Below are 14,793 nucleotides of genomic sequence, written 5' to 3'. Positions count from 1 at the left end.
TAACCCTGACCGGTAACGGTCAGGGTTTTTTTATGTCTGGAAATTAGCAGGCTCTCCTGCATCCATGTGGAAAACTATTCACAAGCTGGCCCGGGCAGCTATTGCTGTATAAACTGGCTGTTCTGGCGTTATTATAGCGGCGTGCATAGTTCCTTTCTTATGATTAAGTCCTCCAGAATACGTTTGATATGTGAGGCATGTGGATGTCATTAGTTTGAGGGGGGGGGATCTGTATAAGTGAGTCCTGCTCAATATTAATTTATTGGGCAGGCGTTAGAGCTGGCTTATCCAAGATGGCTAACAAGGCCTTTAAGTCGAGTGTTTATTTCTGCTAATTGGTGAGAGAACTCCTCATTGTTTTGAGCTTCCTTCGCAGATTTCGTACTCATTGTAGCGGTGTTATTGATCGCGATTACAATTTCTTTGCTGACCATCGTTTGTAAATTCGCAGCGGACGAAATAGCGAGGCTTTTTTCATGAATTGCCGCTATGGAATCCGTAATTGAAATGATTGAAGATTGTGTACTATTAGCTTTATCTAAGGTCTCTTTAGTCGTATGTCTTTGTAACTTCATTAGCGCCACTGTTCTGCTTGTTCTTTCGGTCAGGCGTTTGGTCAGAGCTTGAATCGTATTAGCGGATGACGCCGTATTATTTGCGAGCTGTCTGACTTCGTCTGCTACGACGGCAAAGCCTCGACCTGCCTCACCCGCTCTTGCCGCCTCAATTGCAGCATTAAGTGCCAGTAAATTGGTTTGCTCAGCAAATCCATGTATAACATTTAATGTGTTACTTATAAGTTTGACGTCAGATTGTAAAAGAATAATTGACTGCTCTGTTGTCTGAACTTCAGAAGCTAGAAGATTCAGGCTTTGACATGTTTGTTTTAGTTGCGCTAAACCCCCTTCAATTTTTTGTTTTGAATCACTGGTTTGATGCGTCGTATCTTCTGCATTATTTGTGACCTCCTGAAATGAGATATTTAGTTGTTCAATTTTGTGGGCGGAATTTTGTGTTGATTGATTTTGTTCTTCAATGATTTCAGTAAGGCAGATTGATCCCGCTAATGATGTGCCCTGAAGTATCGTTAGGCGGTTGTTTTCACTACGTATATCATTAATTAATTTATGAAAATACGTTTTTAATTCTTCAAGCGATCCTTGTAAGCTAACGCATTCTTTAAAACGCGACAGGAACACTATCTCTTGTTTAAGGTCGCCTTTGGCCAACGCTGATGTTATTTGCGCGCTTAGAGCAATAGTATGCGCTAATTTGAATGTCAGCTTCGACATAAGTAATACAGCAATCATGATGATAATGACCGTTATGATCAGGACCCATTGAACTTGGATGCGTATATTGTGATAGTTTTCAAATAATGAATATTGGGCAACTGTGATTTCGTTATTTAATTTATTGAGCTGTTGTTTGGCTATATCCTGGGCAGATTTTTTGGATGATAGCAGGTTACGGATATTCGAAATCTCTTTAGGGTAACGACTGATTTGAGTGTTTATAGTGCTTATAGGTTCTTCGCTCAGGTCTTCTGCTGTGTCATTTGTTGTTTTTTTCCATCCCATTAATGCCGTAATATCATCCTCGGCAGCCTCTTTAGGTTTTGATTTATAGACCCCCATTAATGATAAGGAAGTTAATTGTTCAGCTTTATTCTTGATTGTATCCAGAATTCTGTTCAATGAGTCCGTATCTTCGCTTTGCGTCGACATCGTATGTTGACGCGCATTCACCAGTTGATAGAGGCTGGTTTCAATATTAGTAATTAGATTCCAATATTTTTTCTGTAAATCAGAATTGTCATGTTGATTGTTTATATCGCTGAGTGTGGCTAAAGCATTAGAAATCTGTTGTTCTGAAATGATGAGGAGTGTTTCAGGGTTGTTTAATTTACCAGCGGCTCGCAATTGAACGGATAAGTGATCATCCAGTGCTCCAAGTGTCACTATCAGATGTTGTTTTTTTGCGTTTGTAAGTGAGTCTGACGCTTCGATATTTTTAGACAGTGTCTTTATATTGTCAGATATCTTATTGAGTAAATTAGCGTCTCCAGTGTTGAGGTAATCATTCAATGGAAGGTTGATAGTTTCGTTAGTTATTTGTTGTAATTGCTGAAATGCCTGCGTGTCAGTAAAGGCCGATTCAAGTTTATCTAATGCCCAAAAAATAGAAATAGCCAAAAAAGTAATTGTTGTAAATAGAATAATCACAGTCGTTCGCGTGATGAATGATATGCGCATGCTTTAGCCTTCGTTGCTCAGAGCTGAATTTTGTCTGAATATTATATGAAGGAAATATGTCAGTTTCGTGATGGATAATGATAAGACGTGGATGTTGCGTGGACAGCGATGCATGGATCGTCTAAAATGCCGACGTTTACCTGTGGTTTAAAGGTAGCACTAATAATTCCGGTTTTAAAACGAGGTTGGTCCTCGTTTTTTTTCAGGTGTCGTATAGTTATCTGTTCATTCGCAGACACGCGGGGAGGTTCAATTGACAAGACCAGCCATTCTGGCCCTTGAAGACGGTAGTATATTCAGGGGTATTGCTATTGGCGCGGACGGTCAATCTAGTGGTGAAGTTGTATTCAACACGTCCATGACCGGTTATCAAGAAATTCTGACAGACCCTTCCTATTGCAAACAAATCGTAACATTGACTTATCCTCATATTGGTAATGTTGGCACAAACGATGAAGATGAAGAGTCAGCTAATACTTGGGTATCAGGATTAGTAATTCGGGATTTACCACTTGTCGCGAGTAACTTCAGAAGCCAGCGAACATTAGATCAGTACCTGAAAGATCACAATATCGTTGGAATAGCAGATATTGATACACGTCGTCTGACACGTATTCTGCGAGAGAAAGGCTGTCTGAACGGCTGCATTATGGCAGGCGAAGTGGATGAGTTTGAAGCACTAGAGCAGGCAAAAGCTTTTCCTGGCCTAAAAGGCATGGATCTGGCTAAAGAAGTTACCGTTGCCGAAGCGTATGAATGGAACTCTTCCACTTGGACGTTGGGTAAAGGGCATACTGAGTGCGATCCAGCGAATCAGCCTTATCATGTTGTTGCTTATGATTTTGGTGTAAAGCGTAACATTCTCAGAATGCTTGTTGAACGTGGCTGTCGGGTAACGGTCGTTCCTGCGCAAACATCAGCAGCTGATGTTTTAAAATTGTCACCTGATGGCGTATTTCTATCCAACGGCCCTGGTGATCCAGAGCCTTGCGATTATGCAATTACAGCGATTCGGGAAATTTGTAATACTGATGTGCCAGTATTTGGAATATGTCTCGGGCATCAGTTGTTGGCATTAGCATCCGGTGCAAAGACTATAAAAATGAAGTTTGGTCATCATGGTGCGAACCATCCTGTACAGGACCTTTCTAATAGTAGCGTAATGATTACAAGTCAGAACCACGGTTTTGCTGTTGATGAAGAGAGCTTACCGGATACGATTCGTGCGACACATAAATCTCTGTTCGATCAGTCGTTACAGGGTATTGAGCGTACCGACCGTCAAGCATTCAGCTTCCAGGGACATCCTGAAGCGAGTCCTGGCCCTCGTGATGTTGCGCCTCTGTTTGATCGCTTTATTAAAGAGATGAGAATTAGTAAAAACGCCTGATTACAGATACTGATCAGTTAAGTAAATAGATTCGACCGGTTGATACAATGCCAAAACGCACAGATATTAAAAGCATACTTATTATAGGCGCGGGCCCGATCATTATTGGTCAGGCGTGCGAGTTCGATTACTCTGGTGCGCAAGCATGTAAAGCGCTGCGCGAAGAAGGCTATCGGGTTATTCTTGTTAACTCGAATCCTGCCACTATTATGACCGACCCTTCGATGGCGGATGCGACTTATATTGAGCCTGTTACATGGCAAACTGTTGCTAAAATCATTGAAAAAGAACGTCCTGATGCGTTGTTACCGACTATGGGCGGGCAGACAGCGCTGAATTGTGCGTTGGATTTAGAACGCGAAGGCGTCCTGATCAAATTTGGTGTTGAGATGATCGGGGCTAATGCTGACACCATTGATAAAGCTGAAGATCGCTCTCGTTTTGATAAAGCCATGAAGAAAATCGGTCTTGAATGCCCGCGCGCGGCTATTGCGCATAGCATTGAAGAAGCGCTTCAGGTTCAGGCGCAACTCGGCTTTCCCTGTATTATCCGTCCTTCTTTCACCATGGGCGGCAGCGGTGGCGGTATCGCTTATAATACCGAAGAGTTTGTAGAAATTTGTGAGCGTGGATTAGATCTTTCACCGACCACTGAATTATTGATTGATGAGTCTCTTATTGGTTGGAAAGAGTATGAGATGGAAGTTGTTCGTGATAAAAACGACAATTGCATCATCATCTGTGCTATTGAAAACTTTGATGCGATGGGTGTTCATACCGGTGACTCAATAACAGTCGCTCCTGCGCAGACATTAACTGATAAAGAATATCAGATAATGCGGGATGCATCGCTTGCGGTGTTACGTGAGATCGGTGTCGAAACAGGTGGATCTAATGTACAGTTTGGTGTGAATCCTGAAGATGGCCGCATGGTTGTTATCGAGATGAACCCGCGCGTGTCACGCTCATCCGCATTAGCATCCAAAGCAACTGGCTTTCCGATTGCCCGTGTTGCCGCAAAATTAGCGATTGGTTATACGCTGGATGAATTGCAAAATGAGATTACCGGTGGTGCAACCCCGGCATCTTTCGAACCGTCGATTGACTATGTTGTTACGAAAATACCTCGCTTCACGTTTGAGAAGTTCCCGCAAGCGAATGATCGCCTGACTACGCAGATGAAATCTGTGGGTGAGGTGATGGCTATTGGCCGGACACAGCAAGAATCTTTGCAGAAAGCGTTACGTGGTCTCGAAGTTGGAGCAACCGGTTTTGATCCTATCGTTGATCTTAATAGTGAAGATGCGCGTTCTGACATCGTCCGTGAGATGAAGCAGCCTGGCGCCGAGCGTATTTGGTATTTGGGTGATGCTTTCCGATTGGGGATGACAGTAGAAGAGCTTTATCCCATTTCCGGCATCGACCCATGGTTTTTGAGACAGGTAGAAGACCTTATTCTTGATGAGCAGCGCGTTGCAAAAATGACGCTATCTGAACTGGATGCGGATAAAGTCTATCGACTCAAGCGTAAAGGTTTCTCGGATGCTCGTCTTGCGACATTACTCGGTGTGAGCGAGAAGCAATTTCGCAAACACCGCCATAATTTGAAAATTCGTCCTGTCTTTAAGCGGGTTGATACCTGTGCTGCTGAGTTTTCGACCGATACTGCCTACATGTACTCAACCTATGAAGAGGAGTGCGAGTCAAATCCAACGGATCGTGAAAAGATCATGATTATTGGTGGCGGGCCTAACCGTATTGGTCAGGGTATTGAATTTGATTACTGCTGTGTGCATGCGGCATTAGCTGCCCGCGAAGCGGGTTATGAAACCATTATGGTTAACTGTAACCCTGAAACGGTATCTACAGACTACGATACATCCGATAGGCTGTATTTTGAGTCGATTACGCTTGAAGATGTATTGGAAATTGTCCATGTAGAGAAGCCTAAAGGCGTTATTGTACAGTTTGGTGGACAAACACCTCTGAAGCTGGCTGTGGCACTAGAGCAAGCCGGTGTGCCCATTATCGGGACATCTCCAGAGTCGATTGATCGTGCTGAAGACCGTGAACAGTTTCAACAAATGTTACAGCGTCTCGGTTTGAAACAGCCTGAAAACGCAACAGTGCGCTCTCTTGAGCAAGCCGTCATTGAAGCAGAAAAAATTGGTTACCCTCTAGTTGTACGGCCTTCTTATGTTCTGGGCGGTCGAGCGATGGAGATTGTATATAGCGAAACTGAACTGCGTCGCTATATGAAGGAGGCGGTACAGGTCTCTAATGAAGCGCCTGTGTTACTGGATCACTTCCTGAATGCCGCAATTGAAATTGATATTGATGCGGTATGTGATGGTGAAACTGTGGTTATCGGTGCCATCATGCAGCATATAGAGCAGGCAGGGGTTCACTCGGGTGATTCTGCATGTTCGTTCCCTCCTTATAATTTACCTGCTGATGTGCAGGATGAGATGCGTGAGCAAGTCAAAAAGATGGCGCTTGAACTAGGTGTAATCGGTTTGATGAATACACAGCTTGCTTATCAGGATGGTGAAATTTATGTGATTGAGGTGAACCCGCGTGCTTCAAGAACGGTACCTTTTGTTTCTAAATGTATCGGTGTTTCATTAGCGAAAGTTGCCGCGTTGGTTATGATCGGTAAGAAGCTATCGGAGATAGGTTTTACAGAAGAAATAATTCCGACGTATTGCCATGTCAAAGAAGCAGTCTTCCCGTTTAATAAATTCCAGGGCGTCGATCCAATTCTTTCTCCGGAGATGAAATCTACGGGTGAAGTGATGGGCACCGGTGAAACCTTTGGTGAAGCCTTTATGAAGGCCACTATTGGTGCAGGCGAGAAAATGCCGCAACCAGGCAAAGCCTTCATTTCTGTTCGTAATGTCGATAAAGTAGGCTCGGTGCCTGTTGCTAAATCATTGATAGCCCTAGGTTTTTCATTAGTAGCTACTGGCGGAACAGCGGCTTTTTTGAAAGAGCATGGATTAGATGTCTCGGTTGTCAACAAAGTGACTGAAGGGCGTCCAAATATTATCGACATGATTAAAAATCATGAAATTGTCTATGTTGTGAATACAACGGAAGGCAGAAAAGCGACGGCAGACTCGGCTGAAATTCGCCGTAGCGCGCTGCAGCATAAAGTCCCATACACAACCACTCTTGCCGGTGCTGAAGCGATTGTTATGGCGCTTGAGTACGGTGAAGAAAAAGTGGTACGTCGTTTACAAGATTTATACTGAGGACTAGTTAATGAGTCGTGTTCCTATGACGGTTGGCGGTGAAAAAGCTCTGCGTGAAGAGCATGTTCGCCTAAAAACTTCAGATCGCCCACGTGTTATTCAGGCCATAGCCGATGCTCGTGAACATGGTGATTTAAAAGAAAATGCTGAGTACCATGCGGCGCGTGAAGAGCAGGGTTTTATTGAAGGCCGCATACAAGAGCTTGAAAGTAAGTTGTCTCTGTCTCAGGTGATTGATGTAACCTTGATTCCTCGCTCCGGTAAAGTATTTTTCGGGACGACAGTCGTGATCATCAATTGCGATACTGATGAAACGGTGCGCTATCAGATTGTCGGTGATGATGAAGCTAACATCAAAATTGGCAAGCTTTCGGTGAACTCACCCATTGCCCGTGGTTTGATTGGGAAATCAGAGGGTGATGTAGTCAGTATTCAAACACCGAAAGGTACGGTTGAGTACGAAATAGAAGAGGTTTTACATCTCTAATAAAAAAGCCGCCTAGGGGCGGCTTTTTTTAACGTAATAAATTGGACAATTTAGGGTTGGGTTGCAGGGCTGGACGGTAGATCAGAGCTATATTGCCGATCTCCTGAACAACGGTGGCTTCGACGATTGCGCAAAGCTCTTTTACTAGCAGCTTCTTCGCATCGCGGTCGCCTACTGAGAACTTAACTTTGATAAGTTCATGATCTTCCAATGCTCGATCAACCTCCAATTGGATGTTTTCTGTCATTCCCTTTCCAGCGATGGTCACAATTGGATTTAAGCTATGTCCAATAGTGCGGTACTGTTTCTTTTGCTCGGGCGTCAGGCTCATACTAAAATAGACATCTCGTTTGGGGTGGCAAAGCCACATTTAAAAACTATATTCTACCTGAGACATGCTCAGCGTAAAACTACAGAGAAAAATAAGTGTCGAGATCGAAAAGTAGTGGGAGTTGGTTAAAGGAACATTTCGATGATCCTTACGTCAAATTAGCTAAAGAGAAAGGCTATCGATCAAGAGCCAGTTTTAAACTGTTGGACTTACAAGAGAAGGATCGGTTGTTTAAAAAAGGCATGACGGTTGTTGATTTGGGTGCTGCACCGGGAGGTTGGTCGCAAATTGCAGCCCAGCTGGTCGGAGACAATGGAAGAGTCGTTGCGTCAGATATTTTACCAATGGACGCATTGGCGGGTGTCGAGTTCGTTCAGGGAGACTTTACCGAAGAATCGGTCTTGAATGAAATTCTCGCCATAATGGATGGTGAATTAGCAGACCTTGTAATTTCAGATATGGCCCCCAATATGAGTGGTAGCAACTCTATTGATCAACCAGCATCTATGTATCTGGTTGAACTGGCGCTGGAAATGGCGAAAGAAGTATTGAAACCAAAGGGTAGTTTTGTTGCCAAAGTGTTTCAGGGTGAAGGTTTTGACCAGTATGTGCTTGCGATGAGAGCAACATTTGACAGAGTTGTGACGCGTAAGCCTGATTCCTCTCGCGCCAGATCACGAGAAGTCTACATAATTGGCCAGGGTTTTAAATGAGTTTCATTAGTCAAAGTATCTAAACTGTTGTAGTTTAGCTGATGCTTTGTGACGGTATTAAATTGAGGGTTGTCTTTTGAACGATATGGCAAAGAATCTGGTTCTCTGGCTGGTTATTGCGGCGGTCTTACTGACGGTCTTTAATAATTTCAACGCTGAAACTGATCCAGGGCGTTTGAGTTATTCTGACTTTGTAGCCGAAGTGCAGTCTGATCGGGTTTCTAAAGTGGTGATTGATGGGTATACCATCAATGGTGAGCGCAGTAATGGTGAGCGCTTTAAAACCATTCGCCCTGCGTTACAGGATCCTAAACTGGTAGATGATCTGCTTTCGCATAAAGTTATTGTAGAAGGTAAGCAGCCTGAGCAGCAAAGCATCTGGACGCAGTTGCTGGTAGCCTCATTCCCTATATTGGTCATTATCGCAATATTCATGTTCTTTATGCGACAGATGCAGGGAGGCGGCGGCAAAGGTGGTCCAATGTCTTTTGGTAAGTCTAAAGCCAAGATGATGAGTGAAGATCAGATTAAGACCACGTTTGATGATGTAGCGGGTGTAGAAGAAGCGAAAGAAGAAGTCGCTGAGCTCGTTGAGTATCTGCGTGATCCTGGTCGATTTCAGCGCTTGGGTGGCCACATACCCCGCGGTATACTGATGTCAGGTAGTCCTGGTACTGGTAAGACTCTATTAGCCAAAGCGATTGCCGGCGAAGCAAAAGTACCGTTCTTTTCGATTTCGGGTTCGGACTTCGTTGAAATGTTTGTAGGTGTGGGTGCATCACGTGTCCGTGATATGTTTGAGCAAGCCAAGAAACATGCGCCTTGTATTATTTTTATTGATGAAATCGATGCCGTGGGTCGTAGTCGTGGCGTTGGTATGGGCGGTGGTAATGATGAGCGCGAGCAAACACTGAATCAGCTTCTTGTTGAGATGGATGGTTTTGAGGGAACAGAAGGCGTTATCGTTATAGCGGCAACTAACCGTCCTGATGTGTTGGATCCGGCATTGTTACGTCCGGGTCGCTTTGACCGTCAGGTCTACGTTAGTTTGCCCGATATTCGTGGGCGTGAGCAGATACTAAAAGTACATATGCGCAAAGTTCCTATGGGCGATGACGTCAAACCTGACCTGATCGCGCGCGGTACGCCTGGTTTTTCTGGTGCGGATTTAGCCAATCTTGTGAATGAGGCTGCATTGTTCGCTGCGCGGGAAAGTCGACGCACTGTCGGTATGGAGCAGTTTGAAAAAGCAAAAGATAAAATCATGATGGGCGCCGAGCGCAAGTCAATGGTGATGTCTTATAAAGAACGTCTGAATACGGCTTATCATGAGTCCGGGCATGCGATCGTGGGGCGTTTGATGCCAGAGCACGATCCTGTTTATAAGGTCTCTATTATTCCTCGTGGTCGTGCATTAGGTGTGACTATGTTTCTTCCTGCGGAAGATCGTTATAGCCATAGTCGCCTGACCATTATTGCTAATATCTGCTCGCTATATGGCGGCCGTATTGCTGAAGAGATTACATTAGGTAAAGACGGCGTAACAACCGGTGCTTCTAACGATATTCAGCGTGCTACAGGGATGGCGCGGAATATGGTAACAAAGTGGGGGCTGTCTGAAGAATTAGGGCCACTGTTGTACGATGATGAAGAGGGCGATCCGTTTGGGCGTGGTTACGGGCAGGGTGCTAAACCGACGTCTGAAGATACGCAGCGCAGAATTGATGCTGAAGTACGTAAAATTATTGATGAGTGCTATCAGAGATCAACAGATGTCTTAATGGCCAACCGCGATATCCTGGATAATATGACTCAGGCGCTGATGAAATATGAAACGATCAATAGTGATCAGATCAGCGAGTTAATGGAACGAAAGGCAGTCACTCCGCCAGAAGGATGGGTCGATGATAACGATCAGGCGGCATCATCCGGGGGTAGCTCTGATATCGATCTGAAAAAAGAGGCGGAGCCCGTTATCGATAAGGATAAAGGTCAGTCGGATGTCTCTTCGAGTAAAGATGATCCAGATGAAGACGGTAAAACAGTTTAATTAAAAAGAACGGGAAAAGACTGGATGTGCAAACATCCAGTCTTTTTTTTATGTATAGGAATAGTTCATGGCTATTTTACAGTGTGGGCAGCGCATACTTGACCTGAATCGCGTGCAGGTTATGGGTATTCTGAATGTTACGCCCAACTCCTTTTCTGATGGAGGGCGTCTGTTTCAGTTGAATAAACTTTCGGTTGATAAGGCGTTAGTCCGCGCTGCAAAAATGGTGGACGAAGGGGCAAGTATTATTGATATTGGTGGCGAGTCTACTCGCCCTGGTGCGCCTGAAATCACGTTGCAGGAAGAGATGGAGCGTGTGTTGCCCGCAGTGGAAAGGATCTCGAGAGAGTTAGATGTTATTATTTCTGTAGACACGAGCTCCGCTGAAATCATGACTGAGGCTGCTGTTTTGGGTGCTGGTTTTATTAATGATGTAAGGTCACTTAAGCGTCCTGGTGCCGTGGCCGCCGCCGCCAATACCCGGTTGCCTGTTTGTTTGATGCATATGAAAGGCTCGCCTGCAGACATGCAAGATGCGCCATTTTACGAAAATGTTGTCGATGAAGTTGTCGCATTTTTCCATGAGCGTGTGCGAGTCTGCCAAGCAGCAGGTATACCCTTAGACCGGCTGATACTGGATCCTGGTTTTGGTTTTGCGAAGACGTTACAGCATAATTTAGTATTACTGAATCGATTAGAATCATTAGACGTGATGGGTCTGCCATTGTTAGTAGGCACATCACGCAAGAGTATGATTGCCGGAGTGCTGGGTCATCCTGTGGATAAACGTTTATCCGGCAGTTTGGCAACAGTAGCCATTGCCGTCATGAAAGGTGCAAAAATTATCCGGGTACATGACGTATCGGAAACGGTAGATGTTGTGCGGATGACGGAAGCTGTTATGCATGAATCATCTGCTAAAGAGGAATAAGTGATGAGTAAACGGTATTTTGGTACGGATGGTATTCGCGGACACGTAGGACAGTTTCCAATCACACCCGATTTTATGTTAAAGCTTGGTTGGGCTGCCGGTAAGGTCTTTGCCCGGGGAGGTCGGAGTAAAATTCTGATTGGAAAAGATACACGTATTTCCGGTTATATGTTTGAGTCGGCGTTAGAGGCTGGTTTATCTGCTGCGGGTGTCGATGTATTACTGACAGGTCCAATGCCAACGCCCGCCATTGCTTATTTAACACGAACGTTTCAGGCGAATGCCGGTATTGTTATTTCCGCCTCTCATAATGCCTTTGGCGATAATGGTATTAAATTCTTTTCCTCGGAAGGTACAAAACTACCGGATGAAATAGAGCATGCCATTGAAGCGCAGATGGATCTGGTTATGACGACGGTTGATTCGGCAAGTCTCGGGAAAGTCCGGCGTATAGAAGATGCGCCAGGTCGCTATATTGAATTCTGTAAAGCGTCTGTGCCTGTGGGCTTCAGTCTGTCCGGGTTAAAAATTATACTGGATTGCGCCAATGGTGCGACATATCACGTAGCACCAGAGGTGTTGTCTGAATTAGGTGCTGATGTGATAGAAATAGCGTCTTCTCCTGATGGTTTAAATATTAATGAAGCCTGCGGTGCTACAGCGCCGCAGCGTTTACAAAAAGTAGTCATTGCTGAAAAAGCTGATCTGGGTATAGCGCTGGACGGTGATGGTGACCGTTTAATAATGGTTGATCATCGCGGAGAGGTTGTTGATGGTGACGAAGCATTGTTTATCATTGCTCAGCGAATGAAGCAGCGTGGTGTCCTGACGGGCGGGGTTGTCGGTACATTAATGAGCAATTTTGGATTAGAGCAGTCACTTAATCAGCTGGATATTCCTTTTCTGCGTGCGAATGTAGGCGACCGATATGTGATGGAGCTGCTCGCAGAAAATGATTGGGTGTTAGGTGGCGAGAGTTCAGGGCATGTTATTTGTCGCCATCTGACCTCGACGGGAGATGGCACAATATCTGCTCTCCAGGTACTACGTGCAATGCAGGAATCAGGTAAAAATCTGCATGACCTGAAAGAAGGTATGCATAAGATGCCGCAGGTCATGATTAATGTCCGCATGGCTAAGAAAGTGGATGTTCGTGGAGTGGAGGCTATTCAGCAGGCGGTAAAAGATGTTGAGGCTCAGCTGGGCTCTGCAGGTCGGGTGTTGCTGCGTCCATCGGGAACTGAACCTTTAGTGCGCGTCATGCTAGAGGGTCCGGATAAAGCATTTATTCAAAAACTATGCACAGAGTTAGCAAAAGAGGTGGGAAATGCACTTGAAGCGCTTGTTAGTCAGGAGTAACTCGGTTAATATTTGCGCCTCTTTTATGGAGGGTGACGATGCGTGATCTAATAGTCGCTGGAAATTGGAAAATGAATGGCAATCGTCAATTTATCGACGAAATGATGTCAGGTCTTAATAAGGCTATTTTTTCTGAATCTGTAAAAGTAGTTGTCTGTCCACCATCAGTTTATTTGCTTGATGTCAGCCAGAAAGCTAAGACAGTAAAAGTTGGTGCTCAGAATATGTATTTTGAGGATGGCGGGGCTTTTACTGGAGAGTTATCCCCATCGATGTTAATAGATGTCGGTTGTTCGTATGTAGTGGTGGGGCATTCGGAAAGACGAGAAATTTTTGCTGAAGAAGACGTCTTAGTAGCAAAAAAAGTAAGTGCGGCAGTTCGGCATTGTCTTACTCCTATTCTATGTGTAGGTGAATCACTAGAGCATAGGAATAGTGGTCAGTTTTTCGATGTCATTGCAAGGCAGGTTAAAATCGGATTGAGCCTGCTAAATGCAGAGAATTTCGCAGATGTTGTTGTTGCATATGAGCCTATTTGGGCTATTGGCACAGGGCAAACGGCTTCACCCGCGCAGGCGCAGGAAGTGCATGAGTTAATTCGTAAAGTAATAACTGAATTGGCTGGTGAAAATGTATCGGAACGTATTTCGATACTGTATGGCGGTAGTGTTAACGCCGCTAGCGCACAGGAGCTTTTCTCGCAGCCAGATATTGATGGTGGTCTTGTTGGAGGAGCGTCATTGAAGATTGATGAATTTATAGCTATCTGCAGTGCGGCTGCGGAAGTTGCTTAAACGGTAGGTAATATGGAAAATCTGGTTCTTGCTGCTCATGTTATTCTCGCTGCTGGTATTATTGCTCTGGTGTTATTGCAGCAGGGTAAAGGTGCAGAAGCGGGTGCTGCTTTCGGTAGTGGTGCATCTCAAACAGTTTTTGGGAGTCAGGGCACCGGGAATTTTTTAAGCCGTATGACGGCTGTGCTGGCAACAGGGTTATTTGTTACCAGTTTTGTGCTTGCTATTTATGCTAAGGAGCAAGCAGTATCTGTAGGTGCTGCGGGCATTCCAACGGTTGAAGTGGTTGAAGACAGTCAGTTGCCGGTTTTGGATGAGCCGAAAATATCGGCTCCGGTTGAAACGGATATCCCAACAGCAAAATAGCTTGCCGTTAGTATCTGTGTAAAAAGTATTTAGTGAAAAGAGTTTAGTGAAAAGAGTTTAGCCCAAGTGGTGAAATTGGTAGACACGCTACCTTGAGGGGGTAGTGGCTTATGGCTGTGCCGGTTCGAGTCCGGCCTTGGGCACCATTTGTTTGCAAGGGCTGCATGTTATATGTATAATATGCGCCTGTTTCTGATGCGGGGTGGAGCAGTATGGTAGCTCGTCGGGCTCATAACCCGAAGGTCGTTGGTTCAAATCCAGCCCCCGCTACCACTTTTCGAAATGGCCCCTTTTTAGGGGCTTTTTTGTAGATGTGGTCAATTTATTTTCGCAGAAATGGGTCTAAAAAAGACCCATTTTTTATTTCTGCTTTACGTTAGAGGTCAGTTCGTGTCAGCGAAGCTGAAATTATTACAAGAGATGCTAGAACCCATTGTTGAGTCATTAGGCTGCAAGTTATGGGGAATAGATCATATCTCACAAGGTAAGCACAGCACATTACGCGTCTATATAGATGGCGAAGAAGGTGTGACTGTAGAAGATTGTGCGGCTGTGAGTCACCAGGTCAGCGGAGTGCTCGATGTAGAAGACCCTATTAGTGGTGTCTATACATTGGAAGTGTCTTCTCCTGGAATGGACAGGCCGCTATTTACATTGGAGCAATTCAGTGCCTTTGCAGGGAGTAAAGTTCAGATCCGTCTACGCGTTCCATTTGACGGACGACGCAACTTCAAAGGTATTTTGAATGGCATTGAAGGCGAAGATATTTTGCTGGTTGTGGAAGACGAAGAGTTTTTGTTACCGATTGATCTGATTGATCGGGCTCAGGTTATTCCACAGTTTTAACAGCACTTTCGGGGATT

General features: G+C 44.8%; 12 protein-coding genes and 2 tRNA genes. 12 read left to right on the top strand and 2 right to left on the bottom strand.

Going from position 1 to position 14,793, the window contains the following annotated elements; all coding sequences use genetic code 11:
* Window positions 1–284: 284 nt before the first annotated feature.
* On the bottom strand, window positions 285–2,255 hold the full coding sequence (locus Nant_RS07775) for a methyl-accepting chemotaxis protein (protein WP_054341081.1): 1,971 nt from the start codon (window positions 2,253–2,255) through the stop codon (window positions 285–287).
* A gap of 253 nt (window positions 2,256–2,508) precedes the next feature.
* Here Nant_RS07775 and carA point away from each other — a divergent pair, with 253 nt between their 5' ends.
* From carA to greA, 3 genes are read left to right on the top strand one after another with little or no spacing between them, the layout of a single operon-like run.
* Window positions 2,509–3,645 carry a glutamine-hydrolyzing carbamoyl-phosphate synthase small subunit gene (carA, locus tag Nant_RS07770; RefSeq protein WP_054341080.1) on the top strand — a complete coding sequence of 379 codons (1,137 nt, stop codon included), beginning with the start codon at window positions 2,509–2,511 and terminating at the stop codon, window positions 3,643–3,645.
* Window positions 3,646–3,692: 47 nt separating this feature from the next.
* Window positions 3,693–6,899, top strand: coding sequence for a carbamoyl-phosphate synthase large subunit (gene carB / locus Nant_RS07765; RefSeq protein WP_054341079.1), 3,207 nt, complete (start codon window positions 3,693–3,695; stop codon window positions 6,897–6,899).
* A 10-nt stretch (window positions 6,900–6,909) separates the two neighbouring features.
* On the top strand, window positions 6,910–7,386 hold the full coding sequence (gene greA / locus Nant_RS07760) for a transcription elongation factor GreA (protein WP_054341078.1): 477 nt from the start codon (window positions 6,910–6,912) through the stop codon (window positions 7,384–7,386).
* 28 nt (window positions 7,387–7,414) lie between these two features.
* Here the strand turns inward: greA and Nant_RS07755 are convergent, their stop codons facing one another.
* A complete protein-coding gene (locus tag Nant_RS07755) occupies window positions 7,415–7,717 on the bottom strand; it encodes a YhbY family RNA-binding protein (protein ID WP_054341084.1) in 303 nt (100 codons plus the stop codon).
* A 95-nt stretch (window positions 7,718–7,812) separates the two neighbouring features.
* Here Nant_RS07755 and rlmE point away from each other — a divergent pair, with 95 nt between their 5' ends.
* The 9 genes from rlmE to rimP all read left to right on the top strand — a co-directional run bounded on the left by rlmE (window position 7,813) and on the right by rimP (window position 14,776).
* Window positions 7,813–8,430 carry a 23S rRNA (uridine(2552)-2'-O)-methyltransferase RlmE gene (gene rlmE, locus Nant_RS07750; protein ID WP_054341077.1) on the top strand — a complete coding sequence of 206 codons (618 nt, stop codon included), beginning with the start codon at window positions 7,813–7,815 and terminating at the stop codon, window positions 8,428–8,430.
* 85 nt (window positions 8,431–8,515) lie between these two features.
* Window positions 8,516–10,480, top strand: a complete 1,965-nt coding sequence (gene ftsH, locus Nant_RS07745) for an ATP-dependent zinc metalloprotease FtsH (RefSeq protein ID WP_054341076.1) — start codon at window positions 8,516–8,518, stop codon at window positions 10,478–10,480.
* Between the two features lie 67 nt (window positions 10,481–10,547).
* On the top strand, window positions 10,548–11,411 hold the full coding sequence (gene folP / locus Nant_RS07740; RefSeq protein ID WP_054341075.1) for a dihydropteroate synthase: 864 nt from the start codon (window positions 10,548–10,550) through the stop codon (window positions 11,409–11,411).
* A gap of 3 nt (window positions 11,412–11,414) precedes the next feature.
* Entirely contained in the window at window positions 11,415–12,770 is a 1,356-nt protein-coding gene (gene glmM / locus Nant_RS07735; protein WP_054341074.1) for a phosphoglucosamine mutase, read from the top strand.
* Between the two features lie 38 nt (window positions 12,771–12,808).
* Window positions 12,809–13,564, top strand: a complete 756-nt coding sequence (tpiA, locus tag Nant_RS07730; RefSeq protein WP_054341073.1) for a triose-phosphate isomerase — start codon at window positions 12,809–12,811, stop codon at window positions 13,562–13,564.
* Between the two features lie 12 nt (window positions 13,565–13,576).
* Window positions 13,577–13,930 (top strand): preprotein translocase subunit SecG, encoded by a 354-nt coding sequence (secG, locus tag Nant_RS07725; RefSeq protein WP_054341072.1) that lies wholly within the window; start codon window positions 13,577–13,579, stop codon window positions 13,928–13,930.
* 60 nt (window positions 13,931–13,990) lie between these two features.
* Window positions 13,991–14,076 (top strand) — tRNA-Leu (locus tag Nant_RS07720).
* Window positions 14,077–14,126: 50 nt separating this feature from the next.
* Window positions 14,127–14,203, top strand: a tRNA-Met gene (locus tag Nant_RS07715).
* 117 nt (window positions 14,204–14,320) lie between these two features.
* A complete protein-coding gene (rimP, locus tag Nant_RS07710; RefSeq protein ID WP_054341083.1) occupies window positions 14,321–14,776 on the top strand; it encodes a ribosome maturation factor RimP in 456 nt (151 codons plus the stop codon).
* The last annotated feature ends 17 nt before the right edge of the window (window positions 14,777–14,793 follow it).

The organism is Neptunomonas antarctica, assembly GCF_001305295.1.
In the GTDB taxonomy this organism is placed as follows: Bacteria; Pseudomonadota; Gammaproteobacteria; order Pseudomonadales; family Balneatricaceae; genus Neptunomonas; species Neptunomonas antarctica.
This window is presented reverse-complemented; position numbering and strand designations above follow the sequence as displayed.

Coding starts and splice junctions, on each gene's coding strand:
- Nant_RS07755 (WP_054341084.1), bottom strand. CDS start 7,717: ATGAGCCTGACGCCCGAGCAAAAGAAACAGTACCGCACTATTGGACAT.
- secG (WP_054341072.1), top strand. CDS start 13,577: ATGGAAAATCTGGTTCTTGCTGCTCATGTTATTCTCGCTGCTGGTATT.
- tpiA (WP_054341073.1), top strand. CDS start 12,809: ATGCGTGATCTAATAGTCGCTGGAAATTGGAAAATGAATGGCAATCGT.
- folP (WP_054341075.1), top strand. CDS start 10,548: ATGGCTATTTTACAGTGTGGGCAGCGCATACTTGACCTGAATCGCGTG.
- greA (WP_054341078.1), top strand. CDS start 6,910: ATGAGTCGTGTTCCTATGACGGTTGGCGGTGAAAAAGCTCTGCGTGAA.
- ftsH (WP_054341076.1), top strand. CDS start 8,516: ATGGCAAAGAATCTGGTTCTCTGGCTGGTTATTGCGGCGGTCTTACTG.
- glmM (WP_054341074.1), top strand. CDS start 11,415: ATGAGTAAACGGTATTTTGGTACGGATGGTATTCGCGGACACGTAGGA.
- Nant_RS07775 (WP_054341081.1), bottom strand. CDS start 2,255: ATGCGCATATCATTCATCACGCGAACGACTGTGATTATTCTATTTACA.
- carB (WP_054341079.1), top strand. CDS start 3,693: ATGCCAAAACGCACAGATATTAAAAGCATACTTATTATAGGCGCGGGC.